Raw genomic sequence first — 20,419 nt, forward strand, 5'->3', positions numbered from 1 at the left:
TCCGAATCTTGAACAGCCATCTATTTTTCCGGCTCATCTGTCCGGTTTGCTTTCTCGATCTTTGCCAGATGCGCGGCTGCAAATTCTTTGATTGCCTCAAAACTCTGCGGGCTGATCACATGTTCAATGCGGCAGGCATCTTCCACTGCCACCTCTCTTGGCACATCCAACGCTACCAAAAGCCTTGTCAGTAATGTATGACGCTCATAAATCATCTCCGCGATCTTCCGTCCCGACGGCTCCAGAGTGATATATCCCTCATGATCCATCGAAATATAACCGTTTTCACGAAGATTCTTCATCGCAACGCTGACGCTTGGTTTTGAATACCCCAGCTCATTGACTACATCGATCGAACGGATCATCGGCTTGCGATAGCTTAACATAAGAATCGTTTCCAGATAATCCTCTGCTGACTGCTGTATTTTCAAAGTGATTCCCTCCAAACTTCTAACACATAACCGGCCTGGCTTCGTGCCTTCCCGTCTCCCGCAGAATAGTCTTCCCAAGCTGCCGACCAGTTACCATAATACTATATACTAGAATACCATATTTGGAAGAATATTTCAAACCATATCGAAATCAATCTATCGTTTCCAGAAACCGACGGAGTGACTGTTCACGCATACGTACCCAGTAACGGAATTTGCCGTGGCTTCGCATTTAAATACGTCAGCAAGCTGCACAGTGTTCCTGCAAAATTTCTTCCAACGCGGTTTTGCTGCTGGTGTGGCAGCGGACAACTTCTGTCCGGCTTCCCTTTGCACCATCAACCGCCGTCCGAATCATTTTATGGGAAACGGTGCTTGTAAAGAGTACAAGCAGATCCGGCGCTCCGATCTGTTTGCCGAAATCCGCCGTCATCTGTGTAAATACCTTTGCCTTACAGTTAAATGATTTGCAGATTTTCACGTACTGGCTGACCATGCGGTCATGACCACCTACAATTACAACACTCATATTTTATCCTCCGAAAGTTAGTTCTGTCTAACTGCTGATGAAGTTAGTATACACTAACTTATCTTGTTTGTCCAGAGGAAAATTGAAATTCATAGAAAATTCATAGAAATAAACGTACCGTGCAAGACTATTTTTCACCAACCAACCTTATCTCACACGGTACGCATTTTCCCATTATCCATTTTTATCCAATACTAATTTTTATCGTATTTTACGCTTTTAACACCTCCTCTGTTACTCCCGTTTTTCCTATTCCAGCTTTATACACCTCCAATCCTGATATCGCTATATCAAACATCCAATCCGTTTCGCACAGAAATCCCATTTTCTGATACACATCCCAACGGCTCATCGACGCATGTTCTTCTAATTGATAGTTTCTTCCCAGCTGCCGGTATGCATGAAGCCCCAGTCTATGATATGGCAGAAATTCCAATTCCTGACAATTTTTAAGTTCCTGGCATAACTGCGCCGTTTTCCGAATATTTTCCACATCATCATTGACTCCTTCTACCAGCGGCACACGGACATGAATCGAATGCGGCGCGCAGATCGCATCGGCTTTGCGGATATTTTCCAGAATACAGGCATTATCCTGCCCCGTCCATTTTTTATGCTTTTCCGGATCCATAGTTTTCACATCCACATAAAACATCTGCAGATGCGGCACGATCCGTTTCACATTTTCAAACGAAGTAAACATATCTAACTCTGCCGCCGCATTGATGCAGGCGTCATTACAGGCCTCCAGCAATGCTTCCGCAAAATCCGTCTGACAGAACAGATCACCTCCTGAAAGTGTCACTCCACCATCAGAATAGAAGAAAAACATCTCATCCTTCTGGATCTCGCGCATTACTTCTTTTACGGTCATCTCCCTGCCATAGATCTGCTGTGCCCGGTAATTGCAGGCATCCACACACTGAAAGCACTGTTTACAGCGGCTGTGATCCCTCACGATCTCTCCCGTTTTTTCGCTCCGGCGAAGTGCCTGTTCCGGACAGACCTGGATGCAGGCGCCGCATCCGGTGCAGCGCTCTTTCATATAGTAGACTTCCCGCTGCCCCGACTGCGACTCCGGTGTCGAACACCAGGCACAGCGCAGGGGACAGCCCTTAAAAAATACAACCGTCCGCATTCCCTTCCCATCGGAGAGGGATAACCGCTCAATCCGAAGAATATTTGCTTTTAATTCCATACGCTGTTCCTCCTGTCAAGTACACCTTGCCTGCTGCCAGCCACCGCGCATGATGCACAGTAGCTGATTTGCCGCATTTTTATGAAACACGGCAGATTTCACTCTTTTTCCTAGCAGATATTGGAATGTGAAGTTCTGGAAATGATATCGTCCTGTACTTCTTTTCCAAGCTCTGTAAAATATGCTGTATAACCAGCTACACGTACCAGCAGTCCGTTGTAATCCTCCGGATGCTTCTGTGCTTCTTTTAAGGTCTCCGTATCGATGACATTGAACTGTGTGTGGAATACGCCCAGGGAGCAGAGACTCCGCAGGTAGTTCATCAGTTCTTTTGTCGAGTTCGGGCTGTCTCGGAATACCGTATCCATCTTTACATTCAGCAGGGTTCCCTGATTGAAACGGCCATGCGGAATGTGGGAAATGGATTTCAATACAGCGCCCATACCCTCGGTATCGGTTCCCTGGTTCGGAGATACGCCGTCTGCTAACGGTTTCCAAGCCAGACGTCCGGACGGAAGTGCACCGACCTCCAGACCAAACGGAGTATTTCCAGATACCGGAAGAATACCCGGTGTCATCTTGCCGAATTTGCTGTGGAACGACTCGATATAGTCCGCGATAAAACAGAACATATCACCGGTCAGCTCGTTTACTTCGTCGTCATCATTGCCGTACTTCGGAGCTTCATCACACATCTTCTTGACATCCTCATAACCCACAAAGTTTGCATCCAGTGCATCCAGAAGACGCTGCATCGTTACTTTTTTCTCATCAAATACAAGTTTCTTTACTGCAATCAGGCTGTTGATCAGGTCTGCTACGCCGATCGCATCAATACCATTTCCAAGGTTATATTTCGCACCGCCCCACGCGTAATCTTTCGCATTCTCTACGCACTCATAGAAGGAAAGGGAAAGTGCCGGAACGACCCTCTGAAAGCCAATGTCATCGCATACATGGCTGGAAGCCACGGTTCCGCGAAGTTCATAGCGGATCTGCTCTTTGACTGCCTCTTCAAACTCTTCGTAGGTATTAAAGGCAGTCGGATCGCCGGTCGCCTCAGATGCCTGAATGCCATATTTACGGCTCTTACCGTTTAACAGAGCAAATTCAACCGCAGAACCTAAGTTGAAGTCTGCATATGCGGTGTAGCATCTCTGTTTTCCTTCCAGGTTCGTCTCTACACAGCCGCATGGATTCCAGTTATATGCTTCTTTTAACGGGATTCCCTTGTTCAGGAGCATCTCGATACCAACTTCATCGTTGTGGAATGCCGGGAAACCGGTTCCAAGCTTGATAACCTCTGCAATCTTCTTTAAGAAGCTGCTCGGATTCTTCGCCATATTGTAGCGGACAGACAGGGACGGCTGATATAACTGTACTTCTGCGGTTGCCTGCAAAATCAGGTACGACACGTCATTGACTGCGTCCATGCCGCGCTCATCCACACCGCCGCAGCATACGTTCTGGAACATTGGGTAACCGGCGGAAAACTGTGCGGTTACCTGATCCTGGAACAGGCACTGCTCAGAGAATTTAACCCATAAGCAGTCCAAAAGTTCCTGCGCCTCTTCCTCTGTCAAACGGCCAGCCTCGATATCTGCCTTATAAAATGGGTAAAGATACTGATCCATACGTCCCGGGTTGTAGCTTGCTGCATTCTGCTCCATGAAAATACAGGTCTGATAAATATACATCGACTGAATCGCCTCGCGGAAGGTACGCGCCGGTTTTTCCGGAACCTGATCGCAGGTCTCTGCAATCTGTAACAGTTCTTTTCTGCGCTTCTCATCCGGCTCTGCCTCTGCCAGCTTTCTCGCCTCTGCCGCATAGCGGTGTCCCAATGCGGAGATACCGTCAGCTGCCAGCTCCATCGCTTTCAAGTATTCAATCTTCTCATAGTCACCCGGACGGGTAATATCAAGTGTATCAAGCACTTTATGGATATGCGCCTTGATTCCCTCCATGCCTTCTTTAATGACTCTGGAATAACCCGCAGTCGTCTCGCCCCAGCCACGAACTGATTTACGGTTGATGTAAAGAGCGCCGCAGTCACGTAAGGTTGCCGCAAAATCCGGGCATTGTACCAGCCACTGCTCATACGTGGAACGTCCCTTCCAGTACGGGCGGATGATCTCCTCAAATGCCTTCCGATCCTCTGGGCGCAGATAGAATGGGTCATATGGACGGGTACTGATGGTATCCAGCTCCTCATCCAGAACCGACCAGCAGGTATCGACACTTAAAATACCGCCGCGCTGCTTGCTTCCGGCATTGCCGACAATCAGCTCATCCCCCCAGATTTTTACAGTTTTCTCCAGGCACTGTTTCTTAAATGCATATGCTTTCCGAATGCACAGCGGCTGTCCCTCCGATTCCTGGAAGCCCTTTGTCAGGATAATTGCATTTTCCAGATCCATCTCTGGCTTGGTCTTTAATACTCTCTGTTTTAATCGGTCAATCCGATCCATGTATGGTTTTCTTTCGATTGCTGCCATCTGATTTCCTCCTATTTTTTTCTCACATTCCCATTCTGTGGGATTTATTTTTTTAGTACCTGCTATAAATCTCTTTTCGTTTAAAAGTATAGCAATTCTTATGTGGAAATGGTACAATATCAATAACTAAAAATACCAAAATCTTAACATATTGAATTTTTATAGAAAGAAGGGATCCTTTGAAATCTACTTCCCAGTTACAGGAAATCAACCACTATCAAGATCAAGATTTTCCGGTCAATGTCTACTATTCTGATATTCATTCCATGCAGCCGCCGGGACGCTGGCTGCGCGACTTCCACTGGCATGATGAGCTGCAGTTTACCCTCGTACTAAGCGGAACATTGACAATGCAGGTAGATAATCTTTCTCTGCCCGGACAGGCTGGAGATCTGATTTTCGTCAACACCTCCCTGATTCATGCCGTCACACAGATGTCGGAAGACGGCTCCTATGCGAGCCTCAATTTTCCTTACCGCCTTCTTGCCTTTTTTCCTGGAAGCCGCATGGATCAGGACTACGTCCTGCCCTATACCGCCGGTGGGAAATTCTCCGCTTTCTCTATTCACCCGGAATCCGAATGGCAAAAAGAGTTGATCGGACTGCACAAAAAAATAACCGATTTATTTCTTTCCAATCAGGTTAAAGGCAATGAATATTCTATCTGCATTAAGATTGCCTCGATGTGGAATCTGCTGATTTCCAATTTTCACAGCAGTGGGAATTCTACCTCTATTAACCTCCTGCGCCAGCAGCGCCTGCAATCCATTCTCCTGTTCATCTATGCACATTACGCAGATGATTTACAGCTCTCAGACCTGGCTGCATCAGCCAATATCAGCGTCGGAGAATGCTGCCGGATTTTTCAAAATATTCTTCACACAACTCCCTATGGATATTTAACTAATTACCGCATCCAGACCAGTGTTTCCCTCCTTCACCGCGATCTGCCCATCTCACAGATTGCCGGACTGGTCGGATACAACCAGGTCAGCAATTACATCGCCACATTCAAACGGATCATTGGCTGCACACCGGCACAGTACCGGAAACAGCACTTATCAAAACCAGATATCCCAAGCAGTTAATGGGAAACCGGTCGGCTTCTCTTCATCAGGGAAACCGACCGGCTGTTAAGGTGGTATAAAAATATAAAGGGGGGCTTTTTCAGGATGATGCAACGATTATTTTAATTTTCCAATTTCATCAAATCGTTTATAAGCATCGACAACCGCATTGATCACGCTGCTGCGGAACCCACGGTCTTCCAGTGTCTTCACACCGATCATCGCCGGACCAGCCGGAGAACACACATCATCTTTTAAATTCTCAAGATGCTTTTCGCTCTGTAAAAACAGCTGCACGGTTCCAAGGATTCCTTCCAGTGCATATCTTCTCGCCTGATAACGTAAAAGACCATTGTAAACGCCGCCGTCTGCCAGAGAATTAGCAAACATTGCGATAAACGCCGGGGATGTAGATGTTAATACTGTGCCTGCCACAAACTGGGAGGCCGGAAGGCTGTCAAATCCACCGGCTTCACGTAGAATATACCGGAATTCGTCCTCCTGTTCCTTCGTGTAGCTGTCGCCCTGTTCGATCAGGATAAAACCTTTTCCAATCAAGCAGGCTGTATTCGGGAGAATACGGATAACCGGAACATTCTTTCCTTCTAACTCTAATTCTTTCATATAGGTTGAAACCTCAACACCCGCTACAATCGAAACGATAATTTTTTCCTGCCCTTCTTCTGCACATGCCGCAAAGACCGGTTTCACCTCTTCCAGAACACCCTTTAAAAACTGCGGTTTTACACAGAACACAACATAATGAGCTGCCTTGATCGCTTCTCCATTGGTCTCAACAAAGTTGCATCCCAGCTCGTCCGCTAATTTCTGTCCTTTTTCTGTAACCACATCTGTAATCACAACTTCCGATGGATCAATTCCCTTGCAGGCTGCCGTTGCAAGAGCTGTACCCATAGTTCCACTTCCAATAAAAGCAATTTTTTTCATAGCTGGTCTCCTTTCAACTTAAAGTCCGAGTTAGTAATATACTTCAAATATATCTTATGCGGCTTATATTTCCCTTCGCCTTTCAGCGAAGGGAAGTTCCCGCTCTCAGCGGATAAATTTTTCTTTAAATGCCTGAACATGCGCTTTCTGAACCGATATCAATTTATTTACATCTCTCTCCTGAAGACAACGATAAATTTCTTCATGATGTCCAATATCCATATCATCAATCGAAGATAAATTAATCCGGTTTAAAAACAGAAGACGAATACTCAAATCCTGATAATTATTCATCTCCCGCTCAAGAAACGGATTCCTAGTCATAGAAGAAATAATTCTATGAAATGCTCGATCCAAAAGAACTCTTTCTTCCGCATCTGTCTCCTCTCTCAGGACTTCCAGGCTGTCTTTCAGCCGCTTTAAATCTTCTTCCGTCCGATTCATAGCAGCAAGCTCTGATTCAAGTGGAGACAGAGCAAATCTCATCTGATAAATCGATTCCACTTCATATAAGGAAATCTCATTTACCATAATACATTGTCTCGGGACAATTTTCACAAAGTTTTCCCATGCCAGTCGATTCAGTGCCTCACGGATGGGAGTTCGTCCCATCCCCAGCTCTTCCATCAATTCAGCCTCTACTAATGTCTGTCCGGGGCGAAGTCTGGCTGTAATAATCATCATCTTAATCTTCTCGTATGCCACATCACTAACTCGCATTGTTTCCCTCATCTTTCTTGTAGAACAAATCTGTGATTTGCATCCAACTTCTTTTAGTCTACAGGAATGCTTATTTTTATAATAGCGCAAATAAGGATCAAATTCAATTAGACTTTTGTATATACCCCGTTTCTGATATAGTTACTGTTCACACATACATGCCCAGTAACCTGATATACCCTATTTTTTCTTATAATTTTTCGACGCATCGCTTGTAATTTTCTTCCGCGTTGCCGCCCTTATGCCAGATATCCGCGATCGCTTCCGCAATTGGAAGCGGATCCGATTCATTGTACATAACATTTCGTCCCAGCAAGATTCCGCGGATATTGCTGCTGATTCCGATCTCTTTCGTGTACTCTTCTACAACCTCAATCGGCTCACTCTTTACCTCGTCTGGAACTACCAGCACCGGACAGGTGGTCGCCGCCGTCGGAACTGCATATTCATGATTCAGCGGAACTTCAATCCATTTGCCGGATGCACGGCAGCCAAGAGCGCCTACCACGCCGACTACCTTACACAGACTCTCTGAATCCGTCTTCATCGTAAACCCCGTTTCCGTTGTTTCTACATACAGCGCCTCGATAAAAATTGGAAGACCAGCTGACTCTGCTGCATTGACAGCTTCTGCACAGTACCGAACCGTATATTTGCTTCGCTCATCCATCGGATTCAGACGGATCATAAACTTTACACCGTCCATCCGAAGTTTCACTAGGCGATCGACTGTATAACAGGACGGCATATCGTCCATCTCCCATACTGTATTTTTCAGACCGCCCCGGTTCACAGTGCCAACCAGCATCTTCCCATCCAGAAACGCCTTTTCTCCACGTTCCCGCTGCAATTTATTGAGGATAAATAAATCTTCAATAATATCCGGTGTCGCCTCGATTCCATCAATCTGGTCACTCTGCAGCATCCGCACCAGGCGGGATAAATACTCCCGCCTATTACTTAAACCAATCGGATTTCCTTTGTACTCATTGATCATTCTGGCATTGTGATCCGCTGCCGCAAATACCAGCTTATCATGCGGAAATCCCGGTTTTTTTCGCGCCGCCGCTTCCTGCTCAACAACCTCCGGAGAAAAGGCTTTTATCTTGTTTAATTCTTCAAAAATCTTGTCATTCAAAAAACTTTGATAATCAAATCCCATATACACCTTTGCCTTTCTCTGTCACTGAACACATTTTATTTTCCATAATTAACGATTGCGTCAATTTTATCTCTTCCGCCTACTTTATCGCCCCACTGATCATATACGCTCTGTGCTGCCTCGATAAATGGTTCGCGATCCGGCTCTGTGATTTCGATGCCCTCTCCCTTTAACAGTTCCAAACACTCATCCTCAGATGCTGTATAAAGTTCTCTCTCTTTATCGATCATTTCTTTGGTGCACTCATCGATAATCTGTTTGTGCTCGTCCGAAAGAGAATCATAGAAATTCTTAGCAACTACGCAGATACCTAAGTCGTTGGTCCATCCAACCATTGCCCAGTGCGGCGCTGCCTCATAAAACTTCTTGGAATAATAGTTTGTATTGGCCGCTTCTGCACCGTCAATGATGTTCTGCTGCAGCGCTGTGTATAATTCGCCGTATGCCATCGGCAGCGGGCTTGCGCCGAATGCGGTAAAGGAATCCAGCTGTACCTGATTTTCCATAGTACGGATCTTGAGGTTCTTTAAATCTTCGATGCTGTTGATCGTCTTCTGCGTTGTCATGATATGTCTGGTTCCCAAATCCAGGAAGCCCATCAGATGGAAGCCTTTCTCCTCACAGTCACCGCTATAGGACATTCCAATCTCGTCAGAGTCCAGAACGGAATACATATGTTCCTTATCTCTCCAGAGGAACGGAAGACAGAATATATTAACAGATGGAACAAAGCTGGAGAACGGCGCTACCGACGTCATCGCCATCTCTACAGTGCCAAGCTGCATACCCTCAATGACATCTCGCTCGTTGCCAAGCTGGTTATCCGGATATACTTCTACTTTAATTTCGCCATTGGAGCGCTCTTCCACAATCTCTTTAAAATACTCCGCTGCTTTTACCGGAGGTTCGGTTGCTGCCTGTGATAAGGAAACCTTTACGGTCACCGCACCACCGGATGAACCGCCTGTATTAGCCGCTGCCTTTGCGGACTCTCCTGTGGAAGCGCTGCCGCCTCCTCCACATCCTGCCAGAGAACCAGCTGCCACCAGCATCGCCATCGTCATGCTTACAAACCGTTTCACATTTTTCTTCATAACAATAAATCCTCCTTTCATTTCATCTTTTTATCCCATTAACTGCGGCAGCCATAAATAGGTCTGCGGGAAATATGTAACAATAATCAGTACAACTAACATTGCAAGAATCGTAGGAATTACAAACGGGAATACCTCTCTTACACTCTTGCCGGTCAATCCACAGGCAACGAATAAAGTTGCTCCATAAGGCGGTGTTACGTATCCAATCGCCAGGTTGATGCAGACAATAACACCAAAGTGAATCGGGTCGATTCCATAAGCGGTTGCTACCGGGAATAAGATCGGCATTAAAACGATAATTGCAGAGAAACTTTCCATAAACATTCCAACTAAAAACAGCGCAATATTTAAGAAAATAAGGAATGCAGTCTTACTTGTGATGAATGTATTCATAACCTGGATTAAGAGCTGCGGCAGCTGTTTTGCTGTGATAAACCATGCAAAGATATAAGCGCAGCCTGTGATAATCATGATGCCAGCCGCTGTCTGCGCGGACTTAACAAAAATACCAGGTAAATCTTTCAATGTAATTTCTTTGTAAATAAACATACCTACCAGGAAGCCATAGACAACCGCCACAGCCGCTGCTTCAGTTGCAGAAAAGATACCGCTGATGATACCACCGATAATGATAATCGGAAGTCCTAAACCAGGAAGTGCAGAAAACATCGTTCTCCGTACTTCTTTCGGATCAAACTTGGTTGTCTGGATATATGCATCTCCGCCCCTGGAAGCGTGAATATAGGAGTAGACCATCAGTGCCACACCAATCATAACTCCAGGAATAGCGCCTCCGAGGAATAACTGACCAACAGATGCACCTGTGGAATATCCAATCAGAACCATTAAGATACTTGGCGGAATAATCGGTCCGATACTTCCTGCTGCTGAGAGCAGAACCGTTACGAAACTCATGTTATAGCCTTTTTCTTTAAATGCAGGCGTCATGATCGAACCGATTGCTGCTGTTCCAGCCGTTGCTGAACCGGAAATTGCCGCGAAAATCATGGATGCCAGTACGGCTACCATCGCCAGACTTCCTTTTACAAAGCCGATCGACGCACTTGCAAAATCTACAATCCGTTTGGACATACCGCCCTGATCCATCAGATTTCCTGCCAGCATGAACATCGGAATCGCCATGATCGGCCAGCTGTCAAGACCCGCAAACATTCTCTGCGGTACCAAAACCAATGGGAAATTTCCCTCAAGCATAATCGAAAGTGTCGTTCCCATTCCGAGTGCAACAAAAATAGGGGCTCCGATTAGAAACAGACACAAAATACAGATAAATAAAAATCCTAACATATCGCAGCCTCCTTTACTAATCTATAAATTCTCTCGGTTCTTCCGGTGCATTCTTGTTTTTTAAGCGTTCGATAAAGGTAAGGAGCTGTTCCATAATCATCAAAGCTCCACCGGTTGGGAATGCCGCGTAAATCAAAGCCATCGGAATCTGCATCGCCGGAGACGTCTGAGCCGTCGTAGACTGTACTACTTTGAACCCGAAATATGTCATAATACATAAGAAAACAATCGTTAAAAGATCTACAATCGCGGTCAAAATGCGTTTCGGCTTTTGCGGAAGTGCAGATGTCAGAACATCTACCTGAAGGTGAGAACGATTTCTCATCGCAATCGCCGATGCCATCAATACCAGCCATATCATCAGATATCTTGCTAATTCTTCGGTCCATCTAAGAGGACTCTGTATTACAAAACGGAAAAAAACCTGAATAATAACCGTAATTGTCATCGCAAGAAAAAGAACAACTACTACCGCATCATTTACATTTCGAATTATCTGGAGAAGTGGGTTCCCCTTTTCTTTCATAACGTATCCCCCTTTCCTGGATAGTTTTTACAAAGGCGGCAGCCTGTGAAACTGCCGCCGGTTTTTCATTAGATCTTTCTCTCCAAGCCGCGTTTCTCATAGTAAGAATCCGGGATATCTTTCGGATCTTTGTACATAACCATCACGCACTTACCGTCACTGCCGATAGTCGGCACATCCATAATGAATAATGGCCATCCAAACCATTTGTACCAACCAAACTCCCACATGGTTGTACAGTTCAGGCAGTAGCACTGGAATCCTTCCTTATTATAAGCTCTTGGATCCGGTTTATCTAAAGTCTGTACCTTGTCTGGACATTCGGTTACCAGCCAGCCGCCGCTGTTACAACGCGGAAGTGTAAAGGTAATCTTCTCCTCATCCTCTTCCCAAATCTGATCGCCGTTATCATGAAGAGCAGACCATAATACTGCACGGTTCTCCAGGAAATCTTCCATTGGGAAATCTTTATATGTAGCCTGACCCGCTTTATATTTCTCCATCCAGTCCTGCAGACATGGCGGATAGCACCATAATGCATAGTCTTCCATACATTCAAAGATCGCCTCATCCGGTGCCCATTTCTTGAAATTGCGTAATGTCTGATTTACCCAGCGGACTGCGAAATGGTGAAATCCTGTCTTTTTCTCTACATTTAATTTGTGCAGCTCCAGCGCTTTTTCCATATCACCGGCTTTGATCGCTGCCTCTAATTTATCAATATTGCGAACCGCATAATCATTGCGAACCTTTTCCAACGTCTCTGTATACATCTTCTTTTCCATAATCTATACCTCCTTATTACCAAGCTGTCTTCTTTCCGTATTTTTCATCTTCCTGGATCGGGAAATGCACTTCTTTACCAAGGTCGCTCGACTGATAAATCGCACGGATAAATTCAAGTGTTCTTCTTCCCTCTACGCCGTCTACCATCGGCTCACGATCTTCTTTGATCGCATGGATGAAATCAGTAAGCTGTCTTCTGTGATTTTCGGTTGCCACATAGCCAGCACCCGTTGCTGTATCACCAGAGTCAACTTTTACCTTGGTCAGGTAATCATCCTCGTTCATGCCTTCTACTTTCCATTCTACGATCTCTTCTTCCACAATCTTGATCGTACCTTTTTCACCATGGATTTCGATGTGACGCGGATAACCCGGACGGACTGCACTACTACTTACCAGGCTTCCCAACGCCCCATTCTTAAATTTGAATATTGCGTTGGCTACGTCATCTACTTCAATATCCGGATGCAGGGTTGTCATATAATTACCAGTCAGTCTCTCTACATCGCCGACTAAATAAAGCATTAAGTCAATAAAATGAACGGTCTGGCTAATCAGGGAACCGCCGCCCTCACCTTTCCATGTACCTCTCCATGCACCGGAAGCATAGTATTCATCGCTTCGGAAGCATTTTCCAGAACAATCAACCGAAAGAAGTTTACCAAGCTTGCCTTCATCCAGCGCTTTCTTGATCAGCTGAGCCTGATCCATGAAACGGTACATAAAGATAACACCAAATTTAACGCCCGCTTCTTTACATGCTGCAATCATCCTGTCAGCTGCATTACAATCGACAGAAATTGGTTTCTCACACATTACGTGTTTGCCAGCCTTCGCGCAGTCCACAACCATCTGCTCATGCAGGAATGGAGGTGTTACTACACAGACAGCATCGATATCATCTCGTTTCAGCATCTCTTTATAATCCGTGTAATAAGACGGAATATTGTACTCTTTGCTGAATTCCTTTGCCACATCCTCTTTCACGTCACAGAATGCAACAACCTCTGCTTCCGGGATATCCCGAAGTGCTCCTGCATTTAACGGACCTGCCATACCGCCGCCGATTATACCAAATCTGATTTTGTCGCCCATACTCTTTTTCCTTCCTTTCTTTTTTAATCTTTTATTAGTACATGCACTTTGTTATTTCTTTAATATATCTTAGATATCTTACTGATATATTAGCACTTTATTCTTTTATTTTCAAGTCGTTTTCTGATTTTATTTGACGAACTTTAAATCGTATTGATCTTTTATCATGTTTTATTTCATTGTATTGTACATTTCCATTCCATTTTCCCCCATATTTCCCTTATTGCATAAACAATCGGTCAATTTTATTCTCATTCAAATATTCTTCCGCCATTGATTCCACATAAATCTTGAACAGATTTCATAGAACAATTCTTTTCTACAAAACAAAAAAGAGCCATTTAATGTCTCTGCATCAAATGACTCTTCTCATTTTCAATTCTTTACTGTCCAATCTCCGCCGCCGGACCCACTGCCGGTTCCTGCGCCGGACCGTGTCCTGGTCCGATGTCGCTGCCCGGTCCTGCCGGCACGATCGTCGTGCTAGATTCTGCCGGATCTTCAACTGTCTCGGCAGTTGTTTCCGGCACCACCGCCGGGGCTGAATACCGTTTTCCTGCCGTACCCGTCTTGTAGATCCGCTGCATCCGCTCTTTGATGGATTCGCTCTTGATCTGCTCGATCTTGGCGCTGGCGTCTTCTTTTAACTCCTTGCTGCTGCGACCGGAATCGCCGCTCTTTGCAGACTCCAGAAGCTTCGCCGCCTCATCCGAGAGCAAATGATCCCTTCTGAAATTCGCCGCGGTATATCCGCTGGTTGTGATTTCAAATGCATCCGGATGACCTGCCAGATAGGTTCCTTCTCCGCGTCCATTGTCCGTCTCCGGGGTATCAAAGGACGCCGCCGGAAGCCCCTCTACCATCTTTTCCATCGCATTTTTCCAGATCTTCGCCGGATACGTGCCGCCGTACAGGCTGGAAAGTGTCTTCTGCTGGTCGTAGCCAACCCAGACCGTCATCGTATAATATGGCGTCATGCCGCAGAACCAGCCGTCACGGCTGCCGTTGGTCGTACCGGTCTTTCCGGCCGCCTCTATATTGCCGCTCCACCCCATCGACGCCGCCGTACCTTTTGTGACAACTCCCTTTAAAATATCGGTCATCAGCACGGCGCTGCTCTCCTGGTAAACCTGAACCGATTCATAATCTTCAAAAATATCTTCGCCCTGGTTATTGATCATCTTGATAATACAGGTCGGTTCGCGGTACTGTCCCCGGTCTGACAGCGCCGCATAAGCGCCCGCCATCTCCTCGGTCGTCATACCGGTGGTAAAGCCGCCCAGGGAGGTCGCCGGATAATAGTCCGCCGCTTGCACACTCGCGAAGCGCATCTGGGTTAAATATGCCATGCCAACATCCGGTGTGATATCATCATAGATATACCATGCCACACCATTTTTACTTCGCTCGACCGCATTTCGAAGCTCCAGCCTCTCGCCGGAAAGGGACTTCACATCCACGCCCTTCTGCTTCGCCGCGTCAATATCGATATTCGGAATCCTTGTTTCCGATGTGTAACCATTTTCCAGTGCCGGTGTATACACAATCAACGGTTTGATAGAACTTCCCGGCTGTCTCGGGCTCTGGAACGCACGGTTTAATGTGTAGGTATCCGTCTCCTGACTGCGTCCACCCACAATCGCCACGACGCGGTTCGTCTTGTTGTCAATAACGGTGGACGCGCCTTGCAGCTTGTAAACGCCGTTTTCGGATGTATTGCCATCAAAGGACAGAACTCCATCTAATGCATCCTGCAGGATCGTCTGCTTGTCCGGATCCAACGAGGTATAAAGGTTATAGCCGCCCGTATAGAGCGCATCGCGCTCCTGGTTGTACACCTCGTTGTAATTGGCATTGTACTCTTTGTAAGCCTCGTCGCTGCGGAATCCATACTGGAATTCAAAACCGTCACGGCGCATCAGATAGCGAATCGCACAGTCGATCGCATACGTCGTCTCATAGTTGTGCAGCGGCACTCTCTGACGGTTGACCGTGATCTCCTCCGCCTTTGCCTCTTTGCACGCTTTCTCCGTAATAAATCCCATACTCAGCATATCTTCCAGAATCTTATCGCGGCGTGTCAGCGCATTTTCCGGATGACGGTACGGGTTGTAATACGTCGGCGAGTTCGGAATCGCACACAAATATGCCGTCTGGCTCAAGGACAGTTCATCCGCATCCTTGCCAAAATAACCTCTTGCAGCCGCCTGAAGCCCGTAGTACGTGTTTGCGAAGCTAATATCATTGATATAGAACTCCATAATCTGCTCTTTGGTGTATTTCTTCGTCAGATCTAAGGAAATCAGCATCTCCTTGATCTTCCGCTCCATCGACACCTCGCGGGTCAGAAAACGGTTTCTCGCTAACTGCTGGGTGATCGTACTCGCGCCGTGCTTTTCTGCTCCCTCAGTCAAAAAGTAATTGACTGCGACACGAAAAATACCTTTTATATCAATGCCTGGATTTTCCCAGAACGTCCGATCCTCGATCGCCACAAATGCGTTAACTGCATTCTGCGGTATCTGGTCATACGTCAAATAACTGGAATCCTCGTCTCCCGTCAGCTTCGCCAGCACATTACCGTTGGAATCATAAATATAACTTGCCTCCTGCAAACGGAACGTATCCAGCGTACTGTTTTCCACCACTCCCTCTATCTGGCTTTTATAGTCCTCATAGAGCGGAATCAGCTTATATGCGCCAAATCCGGCACCGCCAATCACCAGCAGTACCAGACACACCAGAAGCGTCTTGAACATGGTTCCAAAGATCCTTGCCATCGCATGGAACACGATCTGCCCACCGCTCCGGCTGTTATTTTTGCCCGCTTTCTTTTGCTTGCCGACATCAATTTTCCCGCTTTTCTTTGCGGTGCCCCGCCTGCCCGAAGATCGTGCGGATGAAGCTGCCGGCTTCTTTCGAACGCCGGAGGCGTCCTCTCTCGTCTGTTTCTCCCTCATCTCTTTCCTCATCTTCCTATGTATCTATGGTTGCTTCCATTCTATTTTCAGGCGGCACCTTAGACTTCAAAAATGCCTGTCTGCGGACAGCAACTTTTTATACTTTTCTGACAAAATCAGCTTGGACTCTATTTTATTATAAGTTTTTTTGTCCAAAAGAACAAGCCTGTTTTCGAAATCTGCTCAATCTCCTGCCGCGTGTTACTGTTCGCGCATATGTGCCCAGTAACGGAATTTGCCGCGGCTTCAAAAATACCTATCTGTAAACTGCATTTTCGCTGTATCAATGCCGTTTCCGAAGAAGAAATGCTAGAAGTTCATGCACTAACAGCGGCGTGGCGGATAACAGGAGAAGCGCCAGCCACTCTGCCGGGTGCAGCCGCACCGTGTGAAGGAGTTTCATCAAAAAAGGAATCTCCGTCACCGCAACCTGCATCAGAACCCCCACAAGGAATGCCGCAAGCATCAGCGGATTTTTCCCAAGACTGCGCGAAAATGCCGAGCCCGTGAGCGAGCGCATGCCGACCGAATGAAAGAGCTCCGACAGCCCCAGAACGGTAAATGCATACGTCTGCGCCCGCAAAAGCTCCTGTCTGCTGAAAAATGCCCCCAGCGTGACCGCTGCAATCAAACACCCGTAAAATGCCATGCAAAACCATCCGCCTCCGGCAAACAGCGACTCGCCCGTCCGGCGCGGCGGCTGACGCATCAAGTTTTCCCGGTCGTTTCCATCCATGCCGAGTGCCAGCGCCGGAAGCGAGTCCGTAATCAGATTGATCCAAAGGATGTGCCCGGCTCCCAGCGGCGCCGGTATTCCGATAGCAACGGCGGCAAACATGGTTAAAATCTCCCCCAGATTGGAGGAAAGCAGAAACAGTATAGATTTTCGTATATTTTCATAGATGCCGCGCCCTTCCTCAATTGCCCTCTCGATCGTCGCAAAATTATCATCCGTCAAAATCATATCCGCCGCCTGCCGCGCCACATCGGTGCCACCTTTTCCCATCGCGATCCCGATATCGCTGATTTAAGCGCCGGCGCATCATTTACGCCGTCCCCGGTCATCGCCGTCACGCACCCGGCGCGTTTTAAAGCCCGCACAATCCGGACTTTATGTTCCGGCGACACCCGTGCAAAGACTGATACCGAACCGATTCGTTCCTCCAGAGCTCCCTCATCCAGCGTTTCCAGCTGCGCCCCCGTCATGCATTCTTCCCGCCGTTTGGCAATCCCCAGCTGCCTGGCGATCGCAAGCGCCGTGTCTGCATGATCTCCAGTGATCATGACCGTCCGCACAGATGCCCTGCGAAATGCCTCAACTGCCCCGGCTGCTGCCTCCCTCGGCGGATCCATCATGCCTGCCAGACCCAGAAATATCAGGTTCTGCTCCAGCTGTCCCACCTGTTTCTCCCGCTTTCCATCCGGCATTTTTCCTGTTTGAAGCTCCCTATACGCCCCCGCGAGTACTCGCAGGGCACGCGCGGACATACGCGTGATCTCCGCCTCAATCTCTGTCCGCCTCTCCCTGGTCAGCGGCACAATTTTGTCCTCTTCCATCTCATAACGACACCTTTTAAGAATCACATCCGGCGCCCCTTTTACACAAGAAATCCAGTTTTCTCCCTGCTCATGCACCGTCGTCATTCTCTTCCGATCCGAATCAAAGGGAATCTCCCCTTTCCGCGGATATCTCCGACGCAGATGCTCCGGAGATACATCACAGTTTTCACAAAATCCGTACAGCGCCCGCTCGGTGGCATCCCCCACCGTCTCCCCGGCATCGCTGCACAGCGCAAATACCTCCAGAAGCCGTTTTCCCACTTCTCCTTCCTTAGAGCGCGCCAATTCCTGTTCCGTATACTCCTGTCGATTTACATAACATGTCGTCACCGTCATCTCATTTTTCGTCAGCGTCCCCGTTTTATCTGAGCAGACCACGCTGACTGCCCCCAGTGTTTCCACGGACGGAAGACGGCGCACGATCGTGCCAGCCCGCGCCATTTTCGTCACTCCCAGCGCCAGCACAATCGTCACCGTCGTCGGAAGCCCCTCCGGCACGGCAGCTACCGCCAGGGAAATCGCGGTGAGCAGCATTTCCATCACGTCGCGCTTCTGCCAGACAGCGAGGGTAAATAATAAAACGCACAGCCCAATCGTAAGAATACTCAATAGTTTCCCCAGATCCGACAGCCTTTTTTGCAACGGTGTCTCCTCCTCCGGCGCCTCGCGGATCAGAGAGGCAATCCTCCCTACCTCCGTATTCATGCCGGTGGCGATGACAATTCCCTTTCCCCGCCCTGCCGTCACGTAAGAAGTCATAAATGTCTCATTTTTACGCTCTGCCACCGGAAGCGCACCGGCGGCTAAAAAATGGCTGTTTTTCTCAACCGCCCGCGATTCGCCGGTCAGCGCTGATTCTTCTGCCCGCATTTCAGCTGTCTCGGTAAGACGCAGGTCGGCTGGAACCTGCCTCCCGGCATCGAGCACGACCAGATCCCCCGGCACCAGCTCCCGCGCGGCAATCTCCCGCTCTTTTCCTTCCCGGATCACAACCGCCTCCAGCTGCGTCATCCGTTTTAAGGATTCGAGCGCTTTCTCCGCCTTCCCCTCCTGAATCACGCCCACCGTGGCATTTAATACGACAACCGCCAGAATTACCCCCGCATCGCCGTACTCGCCCAAAAGCAGGGAGATCCCGGCTGCCGCAAACAACACAAAAATCAGGGAGTCGCAAAGCTGTGCCCCGATGCGCACAATCAGACTCCGCGGTGGTGCTTCCCGCAGCTCATTTTCCCCATAATGGCGCTGCCGCACCTCCACTTCCGCTGCCGATAAGCCTGTCCGCAAATCGACCGAAAACTCCCTGCACACCTCTTCCACCGTCCGGTTCTCATACATGCGCATTTCCCCCTTTTTCTGTCCCTGTTCTGTACTTTTCACAGACTGCATTTATTCATATGCGGAAAATAGGGGGGATTAGAACTGAATGGTTAGAATAAAGAAATGGAAAGCATAGTCCTGTTTGATGCTCAAATGGCATCGGAACTCTTATTGTTTCGATGCCATTCTATAAATTCTGTGATTTAATTTTATCGTTCTGTTTCTGTCACATACCTTACACCTGTGGTTCCGGCTCCTGCGTCTGCGCGGCCGGTTTGCGCTCCATCGGCATATAACCTTCTTTCTTCCGCTGTATCGGCTGTACAGTCACCGTTGTTGCCGTATCCCGGAACGCCGGGAGGCTGCCTGTCTCCATGTAAGCGTGGAACGGAAGTTCGCCCTGCACTGGGTCTTTCACGGCCTCATTTTTCTCCACTTCTGGTCGTTCTCCTCTGCGCGATGGACGGCGCTCAAACCGCTCCCGCCTTCCAGAAGCCGAGCGGTCTTCCCGTTTCTCATTTTCCGGCACCGCGCGGTTTCCGCTACGTCTGTCCGCTGCTCTCTCGGCTCCCGAAACACGCGCTGCCCTCTCTCTCTCTGAGCAAGCTCTTTCTCTGCCCTGCGTGCGCTCAGTATTCCCCTCAGCAGCACGATCCGCTGTACGGTTCCGATAGCTTCTCTCCGATCGTTCCGGTCTGTCACTGCCAGACGGACGTTCTTGTGCGCTGCGCTCCTGTTCCGGCTTTTCGGCTTTTTCCGGTGTTTCCAGACGTGTTCCCCTATTCGGACCACTTACGCCTCTTGGCGCCTGTGTCCGCTCCGAAAGAGGTCGAACCTGCATCTTATTTTTCTTTTCCTTCTCCCGGAAGCTTTTAAGTACGATCGCCGCCGAATACTGGTACGCATAGATACAGCTTTTCATCAGTTCCTGCTCTTCCTCCGTCTTGCAGGAACTCAAGAGCATCTCTTCCTCTTCTTTTTCCAGATATGCCTCTCCGTTCGTATCGCGTTCCTTTACCGGCTTGTAGATCCGGTATTTCTTGTAATACGGCGGACATGGAAACTGCTTATTCTTAACCGGTTCCGGTACAATCCGCAGTTTGTAGGTATCGGACATGCGCGCCAGAACATTATGTATTTTCTCACAATTCTCTCTCGTATTTGTCTCCCGCGCCGGGATACAAAGTAAATAATCCATCTATTTTCCCTCACAT

At 47.9% G+C, this 20,419-nt stretch carries 17 protein-coding genes; 1 reads left to right on the top strand and 16 read right to left on the bottom strand.

What is annotated here, in order from left to right:
- Positions 1–20 precede the first annotated feature (20 nt).
- The 4 genes from DWZ16_RS10550 to DWZ16_RS10565 form a co-directional block, all read right to left on the bottom strand.
- On the bottom strand, positions 21–431 hold the full coding sequence (locus DWZ16_RS10550; RefSeq protein ID WP_118522753.1) for a metal-dependent transcriptional regulator: 411 nt from the start codon (positions 429–431) through the stop codon (positions 21–23).
- Positions 432–672: 241 nt separating this feature from the next.
- On the bottom strand, positions 673–960 hold the full coding sequence (locus tag DWZ16_RS10555) for a DUF2325 domain-containing protein (protein WP_022358490.1): 288 nt from the start codon (positions 958–960) through the stop codon (positions 673–675).
- Positions 961–1,171: 211 nt separating this feature from the next.
- Positions 1,172–2,158 (bottom strand): glycyl-radical enzyme activating protein, encoded by a 987-nt coding sequence (locus DWZ16_RS10560; protein ID WP_118522754.1) that lies wholly within the window; start codon positions 2,156–2,158, stop codon positions 1,172–1,174.
- Positions 2,159–2,268: 110 nt separating this feature from the next.
- A complete protein-coding gene (locus DWZ16_RS10565) occupies positions 2,269–4,656 on the bottom strand; it encodes a glycyl radical protein (protein WP_118522755.1) in 2,388 nt (795 codons plus the stop codon).
- Between the two features lie 179 nt (positions 4,657–4,835).
- Between DWZ16_RS10565 and DWZ16_RS10570 the strand changes: the two genes are divergently transcribed.
- Positions 4,836–5,744: an AraC family transcriptional regulator gene (locus DWZ16_RS10570; protein ID WP_118522756.1), complete on the top strand. Its 909-nt coding sequence runs from the start codon at positions 4,836–4,838 to the stop codon at positions 5,742–5,744.
- Between the two features lie 96 nt (positions 5,745–5,840).
- Here DWZ16_RS10570 and proC read toward each other — a convergent pair whose 3' ends face one another.
- From proC to DWZ16_RS16225, 12 genes are all read right to left on the bottom strand, one after another.
- On the bottom strand, positions 5,841–6,671 hold the full coding sequence (gene proC / locus DWZ16_RS10575; RefSeq protein WP_118522757.1) for a pyrroline-5-carboxylate reductase: 831 nt from the start codon (positions 6,669–6,671) through the stop codon (positions 5,841–5,843).
- A gap of 105 nt (positions 6,672–6,776) precedes the next feature.
- Complete coding sequence (locus DWZ16_RS10580) at positions 6,777–7,391, bottom strand: GntR family transcriptional regulator (RefSeq protein ID WP_182427336.1); 615 nt, start codon at positions 7,389–7,391, stop codon at positions 6,777–6,779.
- A gap of 190 nt (positions 7,392–7,581) precedes the next feature.
- Positions 7,582–8,553 (bottom strand): hypothetical protein, encoded by a 972-nt coding sequence (locus DWZ16_RS10585; RefSeq protein ID WP_118522759.1) that lies wholly within the window; start codon positions 8,551–8,553, stop codon positions 7,582–7,584.
- A gap of 35 nt (positions 8,554–8,588) precedes the next feature.
- Complete coding sequence (locus DWZ16_RS10590) at positions 8,589–9,647, bottom strand: TRAP transporter substrate-binding protein (protein WP_182427337.1); 1,059 nt, start codon at positions 9,645–9,647, stop codon at positions 8,589–8,591.
- A gap of 30 nt (positions 9,648–9,677) precedes the next feature.
- Positions 9,678–10,958 carry a TRAP transporter large permease gene (locus tag DWZ16_RS10595; protein WP_118467183.1) on the bottom strand — a complete coding sequence of 427 codons (1,281 nt, stop codon included), beginning with the start codon at positions 10,956–10,958 and terminating at the stop codon, positions 9,678–9,680.
- A 16-nt stretch (positions 10,959–10,974) separates the two neighbouring features.
- On the bottom strand, positions 10,975–11,484 hold the full coding sequence (locus tag DWZ16_RS10600) for a TRAP transporter small permease (RefSeq protein ID WP_118467181.1): 510 nt from the start codon (positions 11,482–11,484) through the stop codon (positions 10,975–10,977).
- Between the two features lie 68 nt (positions 11,485–11,552).
- Positions 11,553–12,269, bottom strand: a complete 717-nt coding sequence (locus DWZ16_RS10605; RefSeq protein WP_118522761.1) for a hypothetical protein — start codon at positions 12,267–12,269, stop codon at positions 11,553–11,555.
- 16 nt (positions 12,270–12,285) lie between these two features.
- Positions 12,286–13,365, bottom strand: coding sequence for a Gfo/Idh/MocA family protein (locus tag DWZ16_RS10610; protein ID WP_107001112.1), 1,080 nt, complete (start codon positions 13,363–13,365; stop codon positions 12,286–12,288).
- Between the two features lie 383 nt (positions 13,366–13,748).
- Positions 13,749–16,325: a transglycosylase domain-containing protein gene (locus DWZ16_RS10615; protein WP_243021998.1), complete on the bottom strand. Its 2,577-nt coding sequence runs from the start codon at positions 16,323–16,325 to the stop codon at positions 13,749–13,751.
- A 283-nt stretch (positions 16,326–16,608) separates the two neighbouring features.
- The gene (locus tag DWZ16_RS16895) at positions 16,609–17,331 is read right to left on the bottom strand and encodes a cation transporting ATPase C-terminal domain-containing protein (RefSeq protein ID WP_412694333.1); all 723 of its coding nucleotides are present in this window, start codon (positions 17,329–17,331) and stop codon (positions 16,609–16,611) included.
- On the bottom strand, positions 17,286–19,223 hold the full coding sequence (locus DWZ16_RS10620; protein WP_412694334.1) for an HAD-IC family P-type ATPase: 1,938 nt from the start codon (positions 19,221–19,223) through the stop codon (positions 17,286–17,288). Before DWZ16_RS10620 ends, DWZ16_RS16895 begins: the two co-directional genes overlap by 46 nt.
- Positions 19,224–19,440: 217 nt before the next feature.
- Complete coding sequence (locus tag DWZ16_RS16225; protein WP_243021999.1) at positions 19,441–20,403, bottom strand: hypothetical protein; 963 nt, start codon at positions 20,401–20,403, stop codon at positions 19,441–19,443.
- Positions 20,404–20,419: the final 16 nt, after the last annotated feature.

The sequence above is a fragment of the Clostridium sp. AF29-8BH genome, from assembly GCF_003478145.1.
Taxonomy (GTDB): Bacteria; Bacillota; Clostridia; order Lachnospirales; family Lachnospiraceae; genus Otoolea; species Otoolea fessa.

What these genes read in the sequence shown, in the direction of transcription:
- DWZ16_RS10585 (WP_118522759.1), bottom strand. Translation starts at nt 8,553, where the DNA reads ATGGGATTTGATTATCAAAGTTTTTTGAATGACAAGATTTTTGAAGAA.
- DWZ16_RS10610 (WP_107001112.1), bottom strand. Translation starts at nt 13,365, where the DNA reads ATGGGCGACAAAATCAGATTTGGTATAATCGGCGGCGGTATGGCAGGT.
- DWZ16_RS10590 (WP_182427337.1), bottom strand. Translation starts at nt 9,647, where the DNA reads ATGAAGAAAAATGTGAAACGGTTTGTAAGCATGACGATGGCGATGCTG.
- DWZ16_RS10595 (WP_118467183.1), bottom strand. Translation starts at nt 10,958, where the DNA reads ATGTTAGGATTTTTATTTATCTGTATTTTGTGTCTGTTTCTAATCGGA.
- DWZ16_RS10600 (WP_118467181.1), bottom strand. Translation starts at nt 11,484, where the DNA reads ATGAAAGAAAAGGGGAACCCACTTCTCCAGATAATTCGAAATGTAAAT.
- DWZ16_RS10605 (WP_118522761.1), bottom strand. Translation starts at nt 12,269, where the DNA reads ATGGAAAAGAAGATGTATACAGAGACGTTGGAAAAGGTTCGCAATGAT.
- DWZ16_RS10580 (WP_182427336.1), bottom strand. Translation starts at nt 7,391, where the DNA reads ATGCGAGTTAGTGATGTGGCATACGAGAAGATTAAGATGATGATTATT.
- DWZ16_RS10565 (WP_118522755.1), bottom strand. Translation starts at nt 4,656, where the DNA reads ATGGCAGCAATCGAAAGAAAACCATACATGGATCGGATTGACCGATTA.
- DWZ16_RS10560 (WP_118522754.1), bottom strand. Translation starts at nt 2,158, where the DNA reads ATGGAATTAAAAGCAAATATTCTTCGGATTGAGCGGTTATCCCTCTCC.
- DWZ16_RS10620 (WP_412694334.1), bottom strand. Translation starts at nt 19,223, where the DNA reads ATGTATGAGAACCGGACGGTGGAAGAGGTGTGCAGGGAGTTTTCGGTC.
- DWZ16_RS16225 (WP_243021999.1), bottom strand. Translation starts at nt 20,403, where the DNA reads ATGGATTATTTACTTTGTATCCCGGCGCGGGAGACAAATACGAGAGAG.
- DWZ16_RS10555 (WP_022358490.1), bottom strand. Translation starts at nt 960, where the DNA reads ATGAGTGTTGTAATTGTAGGTGGTCATGACCGCATGGTCAGCCAGTAC.
- proC (WP_118522757.1), bottom strand. Translation starts at nt 6,671, where the DNA reads ATGAAAAAAATTGCTTTTATTGGAAGTGGAACTATGGGTACAGCTCTT.
- DWZ16_RS10615 (WP_243021998.1), bottom strand. Translation starts at nt 16,325, where the DNA reads ATGAGGGAGAAACAGACGAGAGAGGACGCCTCCGGCGTTCGAAAGAAG.
- DWZ16_RS16895 (WP_412694333.1), bottom strand. Translation starts at nt 17,331, where the DNA reads ATGGGAAAAGGTGGCACCGATGTGGCGCGGCAGGCGGCGGATATGATT.